Consider the following 17,494-nt stretch of genomic DNA (forward strand, 5'->3'; position numbering starts at 1 on the left):
TGCCCGCCGGAGTCCCGGCGGGCAAGGTCGTAGGTACCCATTGACCCGCATGAACACAGGCCGCGACCCCCGCCGGGACCCCCCACCCGAAACCCGGCGTCGCTCAGTCGTCCGGCCCCTTGACAGACCCCCCGGCAGGCGGTTCCCGCCACTCGACGTACGATGGGGTAAGGCCGTGGCAGGTTTCCGCCCGGCAGAGGCTCGCGTGCCAGGCCGTACGCGACGCCATCCACGATCCCGGGAGAAGCGCCGAAGTGCCCACGCGCCACGACATCCGTAACGTCGCCATCGTCGCCCACGTCGACCATGGCAAGACGACCATCGTCGATGCCATGCTCAAGCAGGCCGGTGCCTTCGCCGCCCACCAGCAGCTCGACGACCGCATGATGGACTCGAACGACCTGGAGCGTGAGAAGGGCATCACGATCCTCGCCAAGAACACGGCGGTGAAGTACCACCCCAAGGACGGCGGGGCCCCGATCACGATCAACATCATCGACACCCCCGGCCACGCCGACTTCGGTGGCGAGGTCGAGCGCGGTCTGTCGATGGTGGACGCGGTCGTCCTCCTGGTGGACGCCTCCGAGGGTCCGCTGCCCCAGACCCGCTTCGTGCTCCGCAAGGCCCTCCAGCAGCGGAAGCCCGTCATCCTCTGCATCAACAAGACGGACCGCCCGGACTCCCGGATCGACGAGGTCGTCAACGAGACGTACGACCTCTTCCTCGACCTGGACGCCGACGAGGACCAGATCGAGTTCCCGATCGTCTACGCCTGCGGCCGTGACGGCATCGCCTCGCTGACCAAGCCGGAGGACGGCACCGTCCCCGCCGACAGCGAGAACCTGGAGCCGTTCTTCTCCACCATCCTGGAGCACGTCCCGGCCCCGACCTACGACGAAGAGGCCCCCCTCCAGGCCCACGTCACCAACCTGGACGCCGACAACTTCCTCGGCCGCATCGCGCTGCTCCGCGTCGAGCAGGGCGAGCTGCGCAAGGGCCAGACCGTCGCGTGGATCAAGCGTGACGGCACGATCTCCAACGTCCGCATCACCGAGCTGATGATGACCGAGGCGCTCACCCGCAAGCCCGCCGAGGTCGCCGGCCCCGGTGACATCTGTGCCGTCGCCGGTATTCCCGAGATCATGATCGGCGAGACCCTGGCCGACCCGGAGAACCCGATCGCGCTGCCGCTCATCACGGTGGACGAGCCGGCCATCTCCATGGTCATCGGCACCAACACCTCCCCGATGGTCGGCCGCGGCGGCTCCGGCAAGGGCGCGGACGCGAAGGCCGCGGTCAAGGACCGCAAGGTCACCGCCCGCCAGGTCAAGGACCGTCTGGACCGTGAGCTGATCGGCAACGTCTCGCTGCGCGTCCTGGACACCGAGCGCCCGGACGCCTGGGAGGTGCAGGGCCGCGGTGAGCTGGCGCTGGCCATCCTGGTCGAGCAGATGCGCCGCGAGGGCTTCGAGCTGACCATCGGCAAGCCGCAGGTCGTCACCAAGGAGGTCGACGGCAAGACGTACGAGCCCGTCGAGCGCATGACGATCGACGTGCCCGAGGAGCACATGGGCGCCGTCACGCAGCTCATGGGCGTCCGCAAGGGCCGCATGGACAACATGTCGAACCACGGCTCCGGCTGGGTCCGCATGGAGTTCGTCGTCCCGTCCCGCGGCCTCATCGGCTTCCGCACGGAGTTCCTGACCCAGACCCGCGGCACCGGCATCGGCCACTCGATCCACGAGGGCCACGAGCCGTGGTTCGGCCAGCTGGTCACCCGCAACAACGGCTCCCTGGTCGCCGACCGCGCCGGTGCGGTCACCGCGTTCGCGATGACCAACCTGCAGGAGCGCGGCGTGCTGTTCACCGACCCCGGCACCGAGGTGTACGAGGGCATGATCGTCGGCGAGAACTCGCGCGCCGACGACATGGACGTGAACATCACCAAGGAGAAGAAGCTCACGAACATGCGCTCCTCCTCCGCCGACACCTTCGAGGCGATCGTCCCGCCGCGCAAGCTCTCCCTGGAGCAGTCCCTGGAGTTCTGCCGCGACGACGAGTGCGTCGAGGTGACCCCGGAGGCCGTGCGCATCCGCAAGGTCGTCCTGGACCAGAAGGAGCGCTCGCGCACCGCGTCGCGCGCCAAGTCGGCCAAGTAGTCCGCGAGTCGGACTCTGGCCTAAAGCCGTACGGCTGACAACGGCCCCTCCCCGCACCGCTCCGGTGCGGGGAGGGGCCGTTCGCGTTTGTCAAACGGATTGTTGCGTTCTGGTGTCCGCATACCGACCGTGACGCTCCGGATGATGAGCTAACCGTCCGTTTCGCACGTGTCTGTCTCCTATCCGTTTGTCCGGATTTCGGGTTTTCGCCATGCGGTGATGTTGTGAAAACGAGACCACTTAAGTGTGGTTTACGGCCTGGCGGTCCCTGAGGATTGGCTCCATTGAGCTCGGGTCAATGGGTCACACGCTGTGGGGAGCGTCGACTCACGAGCACACACGATGGGACCGGATTTCGCTGTCAGGGGTGTCAGCGGGAACCGGGTCCTTCACGAATCGACAGTGACTCCTGAGGAGGCAAATACCCATGCGCGGAGCAACGAGCGCCAAGTGGGTCGCGGGTGCCGTGATCGTGGCCATGGCCGCGACGGCCTGCAGCACCGGTAGCAACGACGCCGGTGGCAAGGGCGGCAGCATCACCGTTGTGCTCGGCGAGCCGCAGCACCGCCTGATCGGTCAGGACACCGCGGAGTCCGAGGGCTCCGAGGTCATGAACGCGGTCTTCAGCGGTCTGGTCAAGTACGACATCAAGACCAACGAGCCGAAGCTCGACGTCGCCGAGTCCATCGAGAGCACGGACTCGAAGACCTGGACCATCAAGGTCAAGGACGGCTTCACCTTCCACAACGGCGAGAAGGTCGACGCGCAGTCGTTCGTCCGTGCCTGGAACTGGGGCGCCAACCAGGAGAACGTGGCCGAGTCCATGCCGTTCTTCGCCAAGATCGAGGGCTCCGAGGAGCTCGCTCCGGGCAAGGACAAGAAGCCCACCGCCAAGGAGCTCAAGGGCCTCAAGGTCGTTGACGAGAAGACCTTCACCGTCACGCTGAAGGAGCCCTTCTCCCAGTTCAAGACCATGCTGGGCTACAACGCCTTCTTCCCGCTGCCGAAGGCCTTCGAGTCCATGGACTCGAAGAAGTTCGGCGAGCACCCGATCGGCAACGGTCCCTTCCAGATGGACGGCGACTGGGAGCACAACAAGCAGATCAAGGTCAAGCGCTTCGACAAGTACCCGGCCGAGGGCCGTGCGAAGCTCGCGGGCGTCACCTTCAAGATCTACGACAACATGGACACGGCGTACAACGACCTGCGCGCCGACAACATCCAGATCGTCGACAAGCTCCCGATCTCGGCGATGGCCACCGTCTCCCAGGAGTTCGGCGACCGCTACATCTACAAGCCCGAGTCGGCCGTCGGCTACATCGGCCTCCCGCTGGAGACCAACCCCGAGGCGTTCGGCAAGGTGGAGATCCGACAGGCCATCTCCATGGCCATCGACCGGGACACGCTGACGAAGACCATCTTCAACGGCACCCGCAAGCCGGCCGACGACTTCATCAGCCCCATCATCCCGGGCTACCGCAAGGGCGCGCTGGGCGAGGTCGGCCAGTACAACCCGACCAAGGCCAAGGAGCTCTTCGAGAAGGCCGGCGGTGTTCCCGGCAACAAGATCGAGCTCGGCTACAACGCCGACGGCGGCCACAAGGAGTGGATCGAGGCCGTCGCCAACCAGCTGAAGGCGAACCTCGGCATCGAGGTCACCGCCAAGCCGTACGCCAAGTTCGGTGACATGCTGGACGACCTCGGTGCGGCGAAGTACAAGGGCGCCTTCCGCATGGCGTGGTCGATGGACTACCCGGCGGCGGAGAACTACCTGCGTCCGGTCTTCTCGAAGGTCGCGATCGAGCAGGGCTCCAACTACGGCCACTACCGCAACGACGAGTTCGAGAAGGTCATGGCGGAGGCCGACAAGGCCACCGACGCCGCCGAGGGCCTGAAGCTGTACCAGAAGGCCGATGACATCATCATCAAGGACCTTCCGTACATCCCGGTGTTCACGTACATGTCCTCCGCGGCCTACTCCAAGTCCGTGAAGAACGTCGAGGTCGACGCCCAGGGCCAGATGGACCTGGCGAACGTCGAGCGCAACTAACACCCCTCGTCACTTAGGGGAGTTCGCGGGGGCGGGTAGACGGAATCAGGTTTCCGTCTGCCCGCCCTTTCCCCCTGTTCTTTGCTGGAGGTCTGATGGGCCGCTACCTCATCCGCCGACTCATACAGGCGATCCCTGTACTGGTCGGCGCCACGTTCCTGATCTACCTGCTCACCTTCGCGATGCCCGGCGCTGACCCGATTCAGCTCCTCGCCGGCGAGAAGAAGGCAGACCCGCTCGTCGCCGCCATGCTGCGCGAGAAGTACCACCTGGACGACCCGTTCCTGCTGCAGTACTGGAACTACATCACCGGCGTGTTCCAGGGTGACCTCGGCGAGACCCTCACCGGGCGCAAGGTCACCGACCTGATCGGCGATGCGTTCCCGTACACGGTGAACCTCGCGATCTTCAGCTTCGTGATCGAGGCGGTCGTGGGCGTCGCGGCCGGCATCATGGCCGCCCTGCGCCGCGGCAAGTTCCTGGACCAGCTGGTCCTGATCTCGACCCTGATGGTCATCTCGATCCCCGTCTTCGTGACCGGCTTCGTCCTCCAGCTGACCCTCGGCGTCCAGCTGAAGAACAGCTGGGGCATCGAGCTCTTCTCCGTCTCCTTCAACGAGAACGACGGACTCCAGGCCTACCTCCTCCCGGCCTGGGTGCTCGCCTCGACCTCGCTCGCGTACGTGGCCCGACTGACCCGTACCAGCCTGATGGAGACCATGCGCGCGGACTACGTCCGCACCGCGACCGCCAAGGGCCTGCCCCGCCGCCGCGTCGTCGTCAACCACGCGCTGCGCAACGCGCTGATCCCGATCGTCACCTTCCTCGGCGCCGACCTCGGTGCCCTCATGGGCGGTGCGGTCATCACCGAGCGCATCTTCAACATCCACGGCCTCGGCGGCCTGCTCGCCCAGTCCGTCTACCTCAAGCAGGGTGCCGTCGTCGTGGGTGGTGTGACCCTCCTGGTCCTCATCTACCTCGTCGCCAACCTCCTTGTGGACCTGCTGTACGCCGTGCTCGACCCGAGGATCCGCTATGCGTGACACGAATACGGTGGAGGACTCGATGACCGACACCCAGACGGCCGTGGCCACCTCCGGGGGCAAGCGGGCCGGCAAGGTCCAGGACAAGAAGAAGAAGGACCGCGAGGCCAGCCTCTGGTCCGACGCGATCGACGACCTGCGCCGCAACCCGATCTTCATCATCGGTGCCGTGCTCGTGGTGTTCCTGCTGGTCATCGCAGCCGTGCCGCAGCTGTTCACCGACGGCAGCCCGTTCGACGCCGGCGCCTGCAAGCTGGAGGACTCGCTCAAGACCCCGAGCGCGGCCCACTGGTTCGGCTACGACATCCAGGGTTGCGACGTCTACACGCGTACCGTGTGGGCCGCCCGCAACTCCGTGATCGTCGGCGTCGTCACCACCACGCTCGTCCTGCTCGTCGGCGGCGCCCTCGGCCTGATCGCCGGCTGGGTCGGCGGCTTCGTGGACAGCGTCCTGTCCCGCTTCACCGAGATCTTCTTCGCCATCCCGCTGCTGCTCGGCGGCATGCTGATCATGTCCGCCATGCCCGGTAACGCCTGGACCGTCTCCCTGGTCCTCGCGGTCCTCGGCTGGCCGCAGATCTTCCGCATCATGCGGTCCTCGGTGCTGCAGAACAAGAACAACGACTACGTGGTGGCCGCCCGCGCCCTCGGCGCCGGCACCATGCGCATCACGATCCGCCACATCCTGCCGAACGCCGTCGCCCCCGTCATCGTGGTCGGCGCGATCAGCCTGGGTGTGTACATCTCCGCCGAGGCGGCGCTGTCCTACCTCGGTATCGGTGTCCAGCCCCCGGAGATCTCCTGGGGCCTGATGGTCAGCGACGCCTCGGCCCGCTGGCTCCAGGCACCGCACGTGCTGCTGTTCCCGTCGATCGCGCTGAGCATCACCGTGCTCGCGTTCATCATGGTCGGCGACGCGGTACGCGACGCCCTCGACCCGAAGCTGCGCTGAGGAAGGGCGTACGTTGACCACCATCGACAAGACCTCGAACGTCCCCGCGCCCCGTTCGGCGCCGGAGGGGACCCCCCTCCTCGATGTGCGCGACCTGCACGTCGAGTTCCACACCCGCGACGGTGTCGCCAAGGCCGTGAACGGCGTCTCGTACTCGGTGAACGCCGGCGAGACCCTCGCCGTCCTCGGCGAGTCCGGCTCCGGCAAGTCCGTGACGGCGCAGGCCATCATGGGCATCCTCGACATGCCGCCCGGCAGGATCCCCTCCGGTGAGATCCTCTTCCAGGGGCAGGACCTGCTGAAGCTCCCGGCCGAGGAGTACCGCAAGATCCGCGGCTCGAAGATCGCCATGATCTTCCAGGACGCCCTGTCCTCGCTGAACCCGGTGCACACCGTCGGCGCCCAGCTCGGCGAGATGTTCCGCGTGCACCGCGGCATGTCCAAGAAGGACTCGCTGGCCAAGGCCGTCGAGCTCATGGACCGGGTGAAGATCCCTGCCGCCAAGGCGCGCGTGGGCGACTACCCTCACCAGTTCTCCGGCGGTATGCGCCAGCGGATCATGATCGCCATGGCGATGGCCCTGGAGCCCGACCTGATCATCGCCGACGAGCCGACCACGGCCCTCGACGTGACGGTCCAGGCCCAGGTCATGGACCTGCTCGCGGAGCTCCAGCGCGAGATGAACATGGGCCTGATCCTGATCACCCACGACCTCGGCGTCGTCGCCGACGTCGCGGACAAGATCGCCGTCATGTACGGCGGCCGGATCGTCGAGACCGCCCCGGTCCACGAGATCTACAGCCGCCCGGCGCACCCGTACACCCGCGGCCTGCTCGACTCGATCCCGCGCCTGGACCAGAAGGGCCAGGAGCTCTACGCGATCAAGGGCCTGCCGCCCAACCTGCTCAAGCTCCCCACGGGCTGCGCCTTCAACCCGCGCTGCCCCAAGGCCCAGGACATCTGCCGCACCGACGTGCCCGTCCTGCACCAGGTGACCGAGCAGGACGGCACCGAGCTGCCGGGCCGCGGCAGCGCGTGCCACTTCTGGAAGGAGCAGATCCATGGCTGATCTCACCAAGCCCAAGGGCGAGCCGATCCTCCAGGTGCGCAACCTGGTCAAGCACTTCCCGCTGACCCAGGGCATCCTGTTCAAGAAGCAGATCGGCGCGGTCAAGGCCGTGGACGGGGTCTCCTTCGACCTCTACCAGGGCGAGACCCTCGGCATCGTCGGTGAGTCCGGCTGTGGCAAGTCCACCGTCGCCAAGCTCCTCATGAGCCTGGAGAAGGCCACCGCCGGCGAGGTCTTCTACAAGGGCCAGGACATCACCAAGCTGTCCGGCGCGGCCCTCAAGGCCGTCCGCCGCAACATCCAGATGGTGTTCCAGGACCCGTACACCTCGCTGAACCCGCGCATGACGGTCGGCGACATCATCGGCGAGCCCTTCGAGATCCACCCCGAGGTGGCCCCGAAGGGCGACCGGCGCCGCAGGGTCCAGGAGCTCCTGGACGTCGTGGGCCTGAACCCGGAGTACATCAACCGGTACCCGCACCAGTTCTCCGGCGGCCAGCGCCAGCGCATCGGCATCGCCCGCGGCCTCGCGCTCCAGCCCGAGATCATCATCTGCGACGAGCCGGTCTCCGCGCTCGACGTGTCGGTGCAGGCACAGGTCATCAACCTGATGGAGAAGCTCCAGGACGAGTTCAACCTCTCCTACGTCTTCATCGCGCACGACCTGTCCATCGTCCGGCACATCTCGGACCGCGTGGGCGTCATGTACCTGGGCAAGATGGCCGAGATCGGCACCGACGCCGAGATCTACGACCACCCCACCCACCCGTACACCCAGGCCCTGCTCTCCGCCGTGCCGGTGCCGGACCCGGAGGCCCGCGAGGGCCGCGAGCGGATCATCCTCACCGGTGACGTCCCCTCCCCGGCCAACCCGCCGTCGGGCTGCCGCTTCCGCACCCGCTGCTGGAAGGCCGAGGAGAAGTGCGCCACGGAGGAGCCGCTGCTGGCGATCCCGACGCGCTTCCAGGGCGCCGACACCCCGGCCGCGCACGAGTCGGCGTGCCACTTCGCGGAGGACCGCGCCGTCCTGGCCGGCTGACCTCCCCGTACGGCGTACGCGTCCCAGGGCGCCCGGGACCGGAGCAGCAGCTCCGGCCCCGGGCGCCCTCGGCGTTCCCCCGCCCGGCCGCCCGGCCCGCCCGGCCCGGAGGCCGGGGTCCAAAGTCCGTTGCGGCCGCGCCCCGGCGCCGCCGACAGTGGACGGATGACCACCGAGACGCTGACCGTCCGCCCGGCCGGGCCCGGGGACGCCCGGGACATCTGCGCACTGCTCAACGCCGTCGACGTCATCGAGATCGGCAGACCCGAGACCGACCTGGGCACCGTCGAGTCCGACCTCAACCATCCCGACGTGGACCTCGCCGCCGACTCCTGGCTCGCCTTCCAGGGCGGCCGGCTCGTCTCCTACGCCCTCGTCTGGGCCGACTCCGGCCCCGGCCGCGTCGACGGCGACCACTACGTCCTGCCCGGCCACGGCCGGGCGGCCCTCGCGCTGCTGCGGCGGATGGAGGACCGGGCCCGCGAGCTGGCGTCCGGCGCCGGCCCCGGCGCGCGGCTGCGGATCCAGCTCAACGTCCGGCCCACCCTCGACCTCGCCCTCCTCACCGGCCGCGGCTACCGCAGCGTGCGCCGCTACCAGGTGATGACCCGCCGGCTCTCGCCCGCCGCCGACCTGCCGCCCGCCCCGCCCGGCGGGCTCGCCCTGCGCGACTGCGCCGCCGACGAGGCCGACCGACGCCGCGCCCACGCCCTGGTGGAGGAGACCTTCGCCGCCCACTTCGGGCACGCCCACCGCACGTACGAGTCCTGGCTCGACCACATCGACGGCCGCTGCCTCGACTGGTCGCTCGTGTGGATCGCGAGCCTGCCCGGCGAGGGTGACGTCGCCGTCCTCGTCACCCGCGACGACCGCACCAGCATGGGCTGGATCGGCCACCTCGGCGTACGCGAGGACCTGCGCGGGTACGGCTTCGGCTCCCACCTGCTGCGGCACGCCTTCGCCGCCTACGCCGCCCGCGGCCGCGACACCCTGGGCCTCGGCGTGGACACCCTCAACGAGAGCGGCGCCCTCGCCCTGTACGAGGCGCACGGCATGGTCCTGCACTACGCCGTCGACACGTGGGAGCTCGCATTGCACCCCCAGGGGTGACAGGCGGGGGACGCGAGGGCACAAAAGGGCCAACCATGAGCGCACAGGACCCGACATGAGGTGACATTGCCCCTAAGTGAGTCCTGGTACCTCTAGGAGGCAGTCCATGCGCGGAGCCACCCACGCCAAGTGGGCCGCATGTGCGGTGGCCGTCGCCCTCGCGGCGACGGCCTGCGGCGGCGGGAGCGACAGCGGCGGGGGCGGCGGCGCGGCCGGGATCGTCAGCTCCTCCTGGGGTGACCCGCAGAACCCGCTGGAGCCCGCCAACACCAACGAGGTACAGGGCGGCAAGGTCCTCGACATGCTCTTCCGGGGCCTCAAGCGCTACGACGCCAAGACCGGCGAGGCCAAGAACATGGTCGCCGAGAAGATCGAGACCACCGACGGCCAGAACTTCACGATCACCCTGAAGGACGGCTGGAAGTTCAGCAACGACGAGCCGGTCACCGCGCAGTCCTTCGTCGACGCCTGGAACTACGCGGCGGACGTGCGCAACAAGCAGAACAACGCGCCCTTCTTCGCCGACATCGTGGGCTACGCCGACCTGCACCCCGCCTCCGGCGAACCCAAGGCCAAGACCATGTCCGGCCTGGTCGTCAAGGACCCGAAGACCTTCACCGTCGCCCTCAAGTCCAAGTTCTCCACCTGGCCCGAGACCCTCGGCTACCAGGCCTTCTCCCCCCTGCCCAAGGCCTTCTTCACCGACCACTCCGCCTGGCTCGACAAGCCCGTCGGCAACGGCCCGTACACGGTGGACTCGTACACCAAGGGCACCGGCATGAAGCTGCGCAAGTGGGAGGGCTACCCCGGCGAGGACAAGGCGCAGAACGGCGGCGTCGACCTCAAGGTCTACACCGACAACAACACCGCCTACACGGACCTGATCTCCGGCAACCTCGACCTCGTCGACGACGTCCCCGCCCAGCAGCTGAAGAACGTCAAGAACGACCTCGGCGACCGCTACATCAACCAGCCGGCCCTCATCATCCAGACCCTCACCTTCCCCCTGTACGACCCCCAGTGGGGCAAGGAGGGCATGGAGAAGGTGCGCCGCGGCATCTCGATGGCCATCAACCGCGACGAGATCACCCAGCAGATCTTCCGCGAGACCCGCACCCCCGCCAAGGACTGGACCTCCCCGGCCCTCGGCGAGAAGGGCGGCTTCAAGTCCACCCTCTGCGGCGAAGCCTGCACGTACGACCCGAAGGCGGCCAAGGCGCTCATCCAGGAGGGCGGCGGCCTCCCCGGCGGCAAGATGACCCTCACCTCGAACGTGGACACCGGCTCGCACCGCGACTGGATGGACGCCGTCTGCAACAGCGTCAACAACGCTCTCGGCGAGGGCCCGGTCTGCACGGTCAACCCGGTCGGCACCTTCGCGGACTTCCGCAACCAGCAGAGCGCCTACAAGCTCACCGGCCCCTTCCGCTCCGGCTGGCAGGCCGACTACCCGCTGATCCAGAACTTCCTCCAGCCGCTGTACTACACCGGAGCCTCCTCCAACTACGGCAAGTTCAGCAGCCCGGACTTCGACAAACTCGTCGACCAGGCCAACCAGGAGACCGACGCCGCCAAGGCCATCGCCTCCTTCCAGGACGCGGAGAAGATCCTCGCCGAGCAGATGCCGGCCATCCCCCTCTGGTACCAGAACGGCAGCGCCGGACACTCCGAGCGGGTCTCCGACGTCGCCCTGAACCAGTTCAGCGTCCCGGTCTACAACGAGATCAAGGTCAGCTGACCCCTCCGACGGATCGATCCTGGAGCAGTCCATGGGACGTTACGTGATCCGGCGGCTGCTCCAGATGATCCCCGTGTTCATCGGCAGCACCTTCCTGATCTTCATCATGGTCTACGCGCTCGGCGACCCGGTCGCGGCCCTCTTCGGCGACAAGGCCCCCGACCCCGCCACGGCCGCCCGGATCCGCAAGGACCTCTACCTCGACCGCCCCCTGTGGGAGCAGTACGTCCACTACATGGGGCAGATCTTCAAGGGCGACTTCGGCACCGCCTTCAACGGCCAGGAGGTCACCGAGCTGATGGCCACGGCCTTCCCGGTCACCCTGCGCCTGACTCTGGTGGCGATCTTCTTCGAGGTCGTCATCGGCATCACCCTCGGCGTGGTCAGCGGGCTGCGCCGGGGCAAGGCCGTCGACACCACCGTGCTGGTGCTCACCCTCGTCGTCATCTCCGTGCCCACCTTCGTCACCGGATACCTCATCCAGTTCGTCCTCGGCGTCAAATGGGGCTGGGTACGCCCCACCGTCTCCGCCAACGCCCCCTTCGGCGAGCTGATCCTGCCCGGCCTCGTCCTCGCCCTGGTCTCCCTCGCGTACGTCACCCGGCTCTCACGGACCTCCATCGCCGAGAACGCCAAGGCCGACTACGTCCGCACCGCCGTCGCCAAGGGCCTGCCCCGGCGCAGGATCACCACCCGCCACCTGCTGCGCAACTCCCTGATCCCGGTGGTCACCTTCATCGGCACCGACATCGGCGCCCTGATGGGCGGCGCCATCATCACCGAGCGGATCTTCAACATCCACGGCGTCGGCTACCAGCTCTACCAGGGCATCCTGCGCAACAACTCGCCCACGGTGGTCGGCTTCGTCACCATCCTCGTCATCGTCTTCCTGGTGGCGAACCTGCTCGTCGACCTGCTCTACGCGGTCCTGGACCCGAGGATCCGTTATGCCTGAGCCCGAGCGCCCGGAGCGCCCCGAGCGCCCCGAGGGCCCCGGCGGCTACGACCCGGTGGGCCCCCGCCCCGGCGAGGCCATGTCACCCACCGGCCAGGGCGGGGTCATGGACCTGGCCCTCCAGGAGGCCGAGAGCGTGGAAGGCGTCGCCGTCGCCGAGGAATCCGGAGCGTTCGGAGCGGCCGGAGCCCCGGGCCCCCGGCACAAGGCCCGGTCCCTGTGGTCCGACGCCTGGCACCAGCTGCGCCGCAACCCCGTCTTCGTCGTCTCGGCGCTGATCATCCTCTTCCTCGTCGTCATCTCCCTCTGGCCCCAGCTCATCGCGAGCGGCGACCCCCTCCAGTGCGACCTGTCCAAGTCGCAGCAGGGCTCCGCCCCCGGCCACCCCTTCGGCTACGACACCCAGGGCTGCGACGTCTACACCCGCACCGTCTACGGCGCCCGCGCCTCCATCACCGTCGGCATCTGCGCCACCGTCGGCGCCGCCCTGCTGGGCTCCGTACTCGGCGGACTCGCCGGCTTCTTCGGCGGCTGGAGCGACTCCCTGCTCTCCCGCGTCGCCGACATCTTCTTCGGGATCCCCGTCGTCCTCGGCGGCCTCGTCTTCCTGTCCGTGGTCACCAGCACCACCGTGTGGCCCGTCGTCGGCTTCATCGTGCTGCTCGGCTGGCCCCAGCTCGCCCGCATCGCCCGCGGCTCGGTGATCACCGCCAAGCAGAACGACTACGTCCAGGCCGCCCGCGCCCTTGGCGCCGGCAACGGGCGCATGCTGCTGCGCCACGTGGCCCCCAACGCCGTCGCCCCCGTCATCGTCGTCGCCACCATCGCGCTGGGCACCTACATCTCCCTCGAAGCCACCCTGTCGTTCCTCGGCGTGGGCCTGCGACCGCCCACGGTCTCCTGGGGCATCGACATCTCCAACGCCGCCACCCAGATCCGCAACGCCCCGCACATGCTGCTCTGGCCGGCGGGCGCCCTGAGCGTGACCGTGCTCGCGTTCATCATGCTCGGCGACGCGGTGCGCGACGCCCTCGACCCCAAGCTGCGCTGAGGAGTGTGAGCCGCCAGATGCTGCTCGAAGTCCGGGACCTGCACGTCGAGTTCGTCACCCGGGACGGTGTGGCCAAGGCCGTCAACGGGGTGAACTACTCGGTGGACGAGGGTGAGACCCTCGCCGTGCTCGGCGAGTCCGGCTCCGGCAAGTCGGTGACGGCCCAGGCCGTGATGGGGATCCTCGACGTCCCGCCGGGCCGGATCGCGGGCGGCGAGATCCTCTTCAAGGGCCGGGACCTCCTGAAGGCGAAGGAGGAGGAGCGCCGCAGGATCCGCGGCGCCGAGATGGCGATGATCTTCCAGGACGCGCTGTCCTCCCTCAACCCCGTGCTCAGCGTCGGCGCCCAGCTGGGAGAGATGTTCGAGGTCCACCGGGGGGCTTCCCGCAAGGACTCCCGGGCCAGGGCCGTGGAGCTGATGGACCGGGTGAGGATCCCCGCCGCGAAGCAGCGGGTGGGGGACTACCCGCACCAGTTCTCCGGCGGCATGCGCCAGCGCATCATGATCGCCATGGCGCTGGCCCTGGAACCCTCCCTGATCATCGCCGACGAGCCCACCACGGCCCTCGACGTCACCGTCCAGGCCCAGGTCATGGACCTGCTCGCGGAGCTCCAGCGCGAACTCAACATGGGCCTGATCCTGATCACCCACGACCTCGGCGTCGTCGCCGACGTCGCCGACAAGATCGCCGTCATGTACGCGGGCCGGATCGTCGAGGCCGCCCCGGTGCGCGAGATCTACGCGTCGCCCGCCCACCCCTACACCCGGGGCCTGCTCGACTCGATCCCGCGCCTGGACCAGAAGGGCCAGGAGCTCTACGCCATCAAGGGCCTGCCGCCCAACCTGCTGGCCATCCCGCCCGGCTGCGCCTTCAACCCGCGCTGCCCGATGGCCCGGCCCGTCTGCCGGGGCGAGGTCCCGCCGCTGGCCGACGTCGCCCCCGACCGGGCCAGCGCCTGCTTCTTCTGGAAGGAGTGCCTCGGTGCCTGAGCCCATCCTGGAGGTCCGCGACCTCGTCAAGCACTACCCGCTGACCCAGGGCATCCTCTTCAAGAGGCAGGTCGGCGCGGTCAGGGCCGTCGACGGGGTCTCCTTCGCCCTCGCCCCGGGGGAGACCCTCGGCATCGTCGGCGAGTCCGGCTGCGGGAAGTCCACCGTCGCCCGGATGCTGGTCAACCTCGAGCGCCCCACCGCCGGCGCGATCTCCTACAAGGGCGAGGACATCACCAAGCTCTCGGGCCGCGCCCTGAAGGCGGTGCGCCGCAACATCCAGATGGTGTTCCAGGACCCGTACACCTCGCTGAACCCGCGCATGACGGTCGGCGACATCATCGGCGAGCCGTACGAGATCCACCCCGAGGTGGCCCCGAAGGGCGACCGGCGCCGCAAGGTCCAGGAGCTCCTGGACGTGGTCGGCCTGAACCCGGAGTACATCAACCGGTACCCGCACCAGTTCTCCGGCGGCCAGCGCCAGCGCATCGGCATCGCGCGGGGCCTGGCCCTCCAGCCCGAGGTCATCGTCGCGGACGAGCCCGTCTCCGCGCTGGACGTCTCCGTCCAGGCCCAGGTGGTCAACCTGCTGGAGCGGCTCCAGGACGAGTTCGGCCTCTCGTACGTGTTCATCGCGCACGACCTGTCCATCGTCCGGCACATCTCCGACCGGGTCGGGGTGATGTACCTGGGGCGCGTCGTCGAGATCGGGACGGACACCCAGATCTACGACCACCCCACCCACCCCTACACCCAGGCCCTGCTCTCCGCCGTGCCCGTGCCCGACCCCGGGGCCCGCGCCCACCGGGAGCGGATCATCCTCACCGGCGACGTACCCTCCCCGGCCAATCCGCCGTCGGGCTGCCGCTTCCGCACCCGCTGCTGGAAGGCCGAATCCCGCTGTGCGACGGAGGTCCCCGCGCTGGCCGTCCCGCAGACCCTCCCGCCGGGGCCGGCCGCCCATCCCTCGGCCTGCCACTTCGCGGCCGAGAAGCAGGTGGTCCCGCCGCCGGGCGAACTGCCGCCCTCGCCGGCTCCTCTGACGAAGGAGTAGCGAACGGTTTCGGACCCCCGGGTCGGCGATCATTTCCAGCCACCCCGCGTGCGGTCGCCCGGTCGGGCCGGCTGTGACCCAACACGCTTAACACAGGGGCAACTTGACCGTTTCTGCCCCGAGATCTGGGGCATGCAGTCTGGGTCGTGCGCGGCCGTGCGGGTGCCGACAGCCGGCCGGGAGGGCGTGAAGCCCTCCCGGCCGGTCTTCGTGTGCCCCCGGCCGTGCGCGGCATGCGCCCCTCGTGCTGCCGGAATTCGATCGATGCGCTGGTACGGATAGTTATGATCCGTAGCGCACGGTGGGTATGAATTCGCCGAGCAAGAGTACGCATACCGATGTCCGCTCGACGTGGAGGTGAAACGCCGTGGCACTCTCGATCTCGGCCGTGGTGCTGCTGGCGATCGTCGTCTTCCTTCTGGTCCGGAGGTCGGGACTGAAGGCGGGGCACGCGTTCGTCTGCGTACTGCTCGGGTTCTACCTGGCGAGTTCCACGGTCGCACCCACCCTCAGCCAGCTCACCTCCAACGTGGCGAGCATGATCAGTGGCCTCAAGCTGTAGGGGGTGTCTCGCAGGCCAGGCTGGGCTCGCGGCGTCTGGCACCGAGCCTCGCCGCGTTCTCGTCGGTCGCCAATGCTCCGCATTGTCTCCCTCCTCGGCCTTGCGATGCACGGCGCCAGACGCCGCTCCCTGATCCAGCCTGGCCTGCGAGACACCCCCTCGGCCCTGCTCGTAGGGTGGACCCATGAACGGTCTTCCCGCCCGTCGTCTGCTCCTCGTGCACGCGCATCCGGACGACGAGTCGATCAACAACGGCGTCACCATGGCCAAGTACGCGGCCGAGGGTGCCCACGTCGCGCTGGTGACCTGCACCCTCGGCGAGGAGGGCGAGGTCATCCCCGCCGAGCTGGCCCACCTGGCGCCGGACCGCGACGACACCCTCGGCCCCTTCCGGGCCGGCGAGCTCGCCGCCGCCATGAAGGAACTCGGGGTCGCCGACCACCGCTTCCTCGGCGGCGCCGGCCGCTTCCGGGACTCCGGGATGATGGGCGCCCCGCAGAACGCCCGCCCCGGCTCCTTCTGGTCGGCCGACCTCGACGAGGCCGCCGGGTACCTCGTGGAAGTGATCCGGGAGCTGCGCCCGCAGGTCCTGGTCACCTACGACCCCGACGGCGGCTACGGCCACCCCGACCACATCCAGGCCCACCGGGTCGCCACGCGCGGCGCGGAGCTGGCCGCCGACGCCGCGTTCCGTCCCGAACTCGGCGCCCCGCACGCCATCGCGAAGCTCTACTGGAACCGCGTGCCCGCCCCGGTCGTCGAGGAGGGCTTCGAACGGCTGCGCGCGGCCGGCGTCTCCTTCCCGGGCACCGCGTCCCCGCAGGACGTGCCGGGCGTGGTGCCCGACGAGCGGATCACCGCCGAGATCGGCGACGAGGGCGACGCCACGGTGCTGGTGGCGGCGAAGGCGGCCGCCATGCGGGCGCACGTCAGCCAGATCGCCGTGGACGGCCCCTTCTTCGCCCTCTCCAACGACCTGGGCCAGCCCCTGTTCGCCCGGGAGTACTACGAGTTGGCCGCGGGCCGCTCCGGCGCGCCGGCCGGCGAGCGCGAGCGGGACCTCTTCGCGGGGGTGGAGGCGTGACCACCGCGCTGACCCCCGGGCGGATCGCCGCCCTCCTCGGCCTGTTCGTCCTCGGCACACTGACGGGCGCGGCCGGCTGGCTCGTGGTCGACCTGTGGTTCCCCGCCGGGCTGCTGCTCGCGCTGCTGGCCCTCCTCGGGCTGTTCCTCGCGGGCCGGCTGACGGTCGGAGGGGGCCTCGGAGTGGGCGCCCCGGCGGCCGGCTGGTTCCTGTCCTACGTCCTCCTCGGTGTCCCCCGCCCCGAAGGGGACTTCCTGCTCGGTTCCTCCGGAATCGGCATGTACGCATACCTTTTGGGGGGAAGTGCGGCCGCTGTGATCTGCGCCACGATGCGCGGCCCCGCCCAAGGTCCCGTTTCGGCCTCGGGATCCCGCGGATGACGGGCCGCTGAACTCCCGCATCCGTCCGATCGGGGACGGGTTGCGGGGGTTTGACGGACCCTCGCCCGGGGGCGTGCGGAAGCAGAAGAGGAACCTGGGATTCCTGGCCGACAGTTGTGCCCGGGCGGCGGCCAGTATGGTGGACGGGCCGCCGAGCTGCCCGAGCACGGAATGACGGGCGGCGGAGCCAACCGGGAGAACCTGCCTTGAGTCGTGAAACCGACAGTTCGTCCCCCGGGCCCCAAGGGCACGGTGG

At 68.9% G+C, this 17,494-nt stretch carries 15 protein-coding genes; all 15 read left to right on the forward strand.

Annotated features, from left to right (window positions below):
- The first annotated feature begins 254 nt into the window (after window positions 1-254).
- The 15 genes from typA (at window position 255) to D1J60_RS23110 (ending at window position 17,238) form a co-directional block, all read left to right on the forward strand.
- Window positions 255-2,159 (forward strand): translational GTPase TypA, encoded by a 1,905-nt coding sequence (gene typA / locus D1J60_RS23040; protein WP_125597094.1) that lies wholly within the window; start codon window positions 255-257, stop codon window positions 2,157-2,159.
- 427 nt (window positions 2,160-2,586) lie between these two features.
- The gene (locus D1J60_RS23045) at window positions 2,587-4,209 is read left to right on the forward strand and encodes an ABC transporter substrate-binding protein (RefSeq protein WP_125822388.1); all 1,623 of its coding nucleotides are present in this window, start codon (window positions 2,587-2,589) and stop codon (window positions 4,207-4,209) included.
- A gap of 95 nt (window positions 4,210-4,304) precedes the next feature.
- Window positions 4,305-5,252, forward strand: a complete 948-nt coding sequence (locus D1J60_RS23050; protein ID WP_125597100.1) for an ABC transporter permease — start codon at window positions 4,305-4,307, stop codon at window positions 5,250-5,252.
- A complete protein-coding gene (locus tag D1J60_RS23055) occupies window positions 5,245-6,204 on the forward strand; it encodes an ABC transporter permease (protein WP_125822389.1) in 960 nt (319 codons plus the stop codon). Before D1J60_RS23050 ends, D1J60_RS23055 begins: the two co-directional genes overlap by 8 nt.
- A 13-nt stretch (window positions 6,205-6,217) precedes the next feature.
- Complete coding sequence (locus D1J60_RS23060) at window positions 6,218-7,273, forward strand: ABC transporter ATP-binding protein (protein WP_125597106.1); 1,056 nt, start codon at window positions 6,218-6,220, stop codon at window positions 7,271-7,273.
- Window positions 7,266-8,312: a dipeptide ABC transporter ATP-binding protein gene (locus D1J60_RS23065; RefSeq protein WP_125597109.1), complete on the forward strand. Its 1,047-nt coding sequence runs from the start codon at window positions 7,266-7,268 to the stop codon at window positions 8,310-8,312. Before D1J60_RS23060 ends, D1J60_RS23065 begins: the two co-directional genes overlap by 8 nt.
- A gap of 165 nt (window positions 8,313-8,477) precedes the next feature.
- Window positions 8,478-9,422 carry a GNAT family N-acetyltransferase gene (locus D1J60_RS23070; RefSeq protein WP_125822390.1) on the forward strand — a complete coding sequence of 315 codons (945 nt, stop codon included), beginning with the start codon at window positions 8,478-8,480 and terminating at the stop codon, window positions 9,420-9,422.
- 106 nt (window positions 9,423-9,528) lie between these two features.
- Window positions 9,529-11,160, forward strand: a complete 1,632-nt coding sequence (locus D1J60_RS23075) for an ABC transporter substrate-binding protein (protein WP_125822391.1) — start codon at window positions 9,529-9,531, stop codon at window positions 11,158-11,160.
- A 31-nt stretch (window positions 11,161-11,191) separates the two neighbouring features.
- The gene (locus D1J60_RS23080; RefSeq protein WP_125822392.1) at window positions 11,192-12,115 is read left to right on the forward strand and encodes an ABC transporter permease; all 924 of its coding nucleotides are present in this window, start codon (window positions 11,192-11,194) and stop codon (window positions 12,113-12,115) included.
- Window positions 12,108-13,166 (forward strand): ABC transporter permease, encoded by a 1,059-nt coding sequence (locus D1J60_RS23085; RefSeq protein WP_206436559.1) that lies wholly within the window; start codon window positions 12,108-12,110, stop codon window positions 13,164-13,166. Before D1J60_RS23080 ends, D1J60_RS23085 begins: the two co-directional genes overlap by 8 nt.
- Before the next feature lie 17 nt (window positions 13,167-13,183).
- Window positions 13,184-14,158, forward strand: coding sequence for an ABC transporter ATP-binding protein (locus tag D1J60_RS23090; protein ID WP_125824152.1), 975 nt, complete (start codon window positions 13,184-13,186; stop codon window positions 14,156-14,158).
- Window positions 14,151-15,212 (forward strand): dipeptide ABC transporter ATP-binding protein, encoded by a 1,062-nt coding sequence (locus D1J60_RS23095; protein WP_125597126.1) that lies wholly within the window; start codon window positions 14,151-14,153, stop codon window positions 15,210-15,212. Before D1J60_RS23090 ends, D1J60_RS23095 begins: the two co-directional genes overlap by 8 nt.
- Before the next feature lie 367 nt (window positions 15,213-15,579).
- A complete protein-coding gene (locus tag D1J60_RS23100) occupies window positions 15,580-15,774 on the forward strand; it encodes a hypothetical protein (RefSeq protein WP_045952243.1) in 195 nt (64 codons plus the stop codon).
- 184 nt (window positions 15,775-15,958) lie between these two features.
- On the forward strand, window positions 15,959-16,858 hold the full coding sequence (mshB, locus tag D1J60_RS23105; protein ID WP_125822393.1) for an N-acetyl-1-D-myo-inositol-2-amino-2-deoxy-alpha-D-glucopyranoside deacetylase: 900 nt from the start codon (window positions 15,959-15,961) through the stop codon (window positions 16,856-16,858).
- Window positions 16,855-17,238 (forward strand): DUF6113 family protein, encoded by a 384-nt coding sequence (locus D1J60_RS23110; protein ID WP_125822394.1) that lies wholly within the window; start codon window positions 16,855-16,857, stop codon window positions 17,236-17,238. The genes mshB and D1J60_RS23110 overlap by 4 nt, the downstream gene beginning before the upstream one ends.
- The last annotated feature ends 256 nt before the right edge of the window (window positions 17,239-17,494 follow it).

Origin of the sequence: Streptomyces sp. W1SF4 (assembly GCF_003950035.1) — a bacterium.
In the GTDB taxonomy this organism is placed as follows: domain Bacteria; phylum Actinomycetota; class Actinomycetes; order Streptomycetales; family Streptomycetaceae; genus Streptomyces; species Streptomyces racemochromogenes.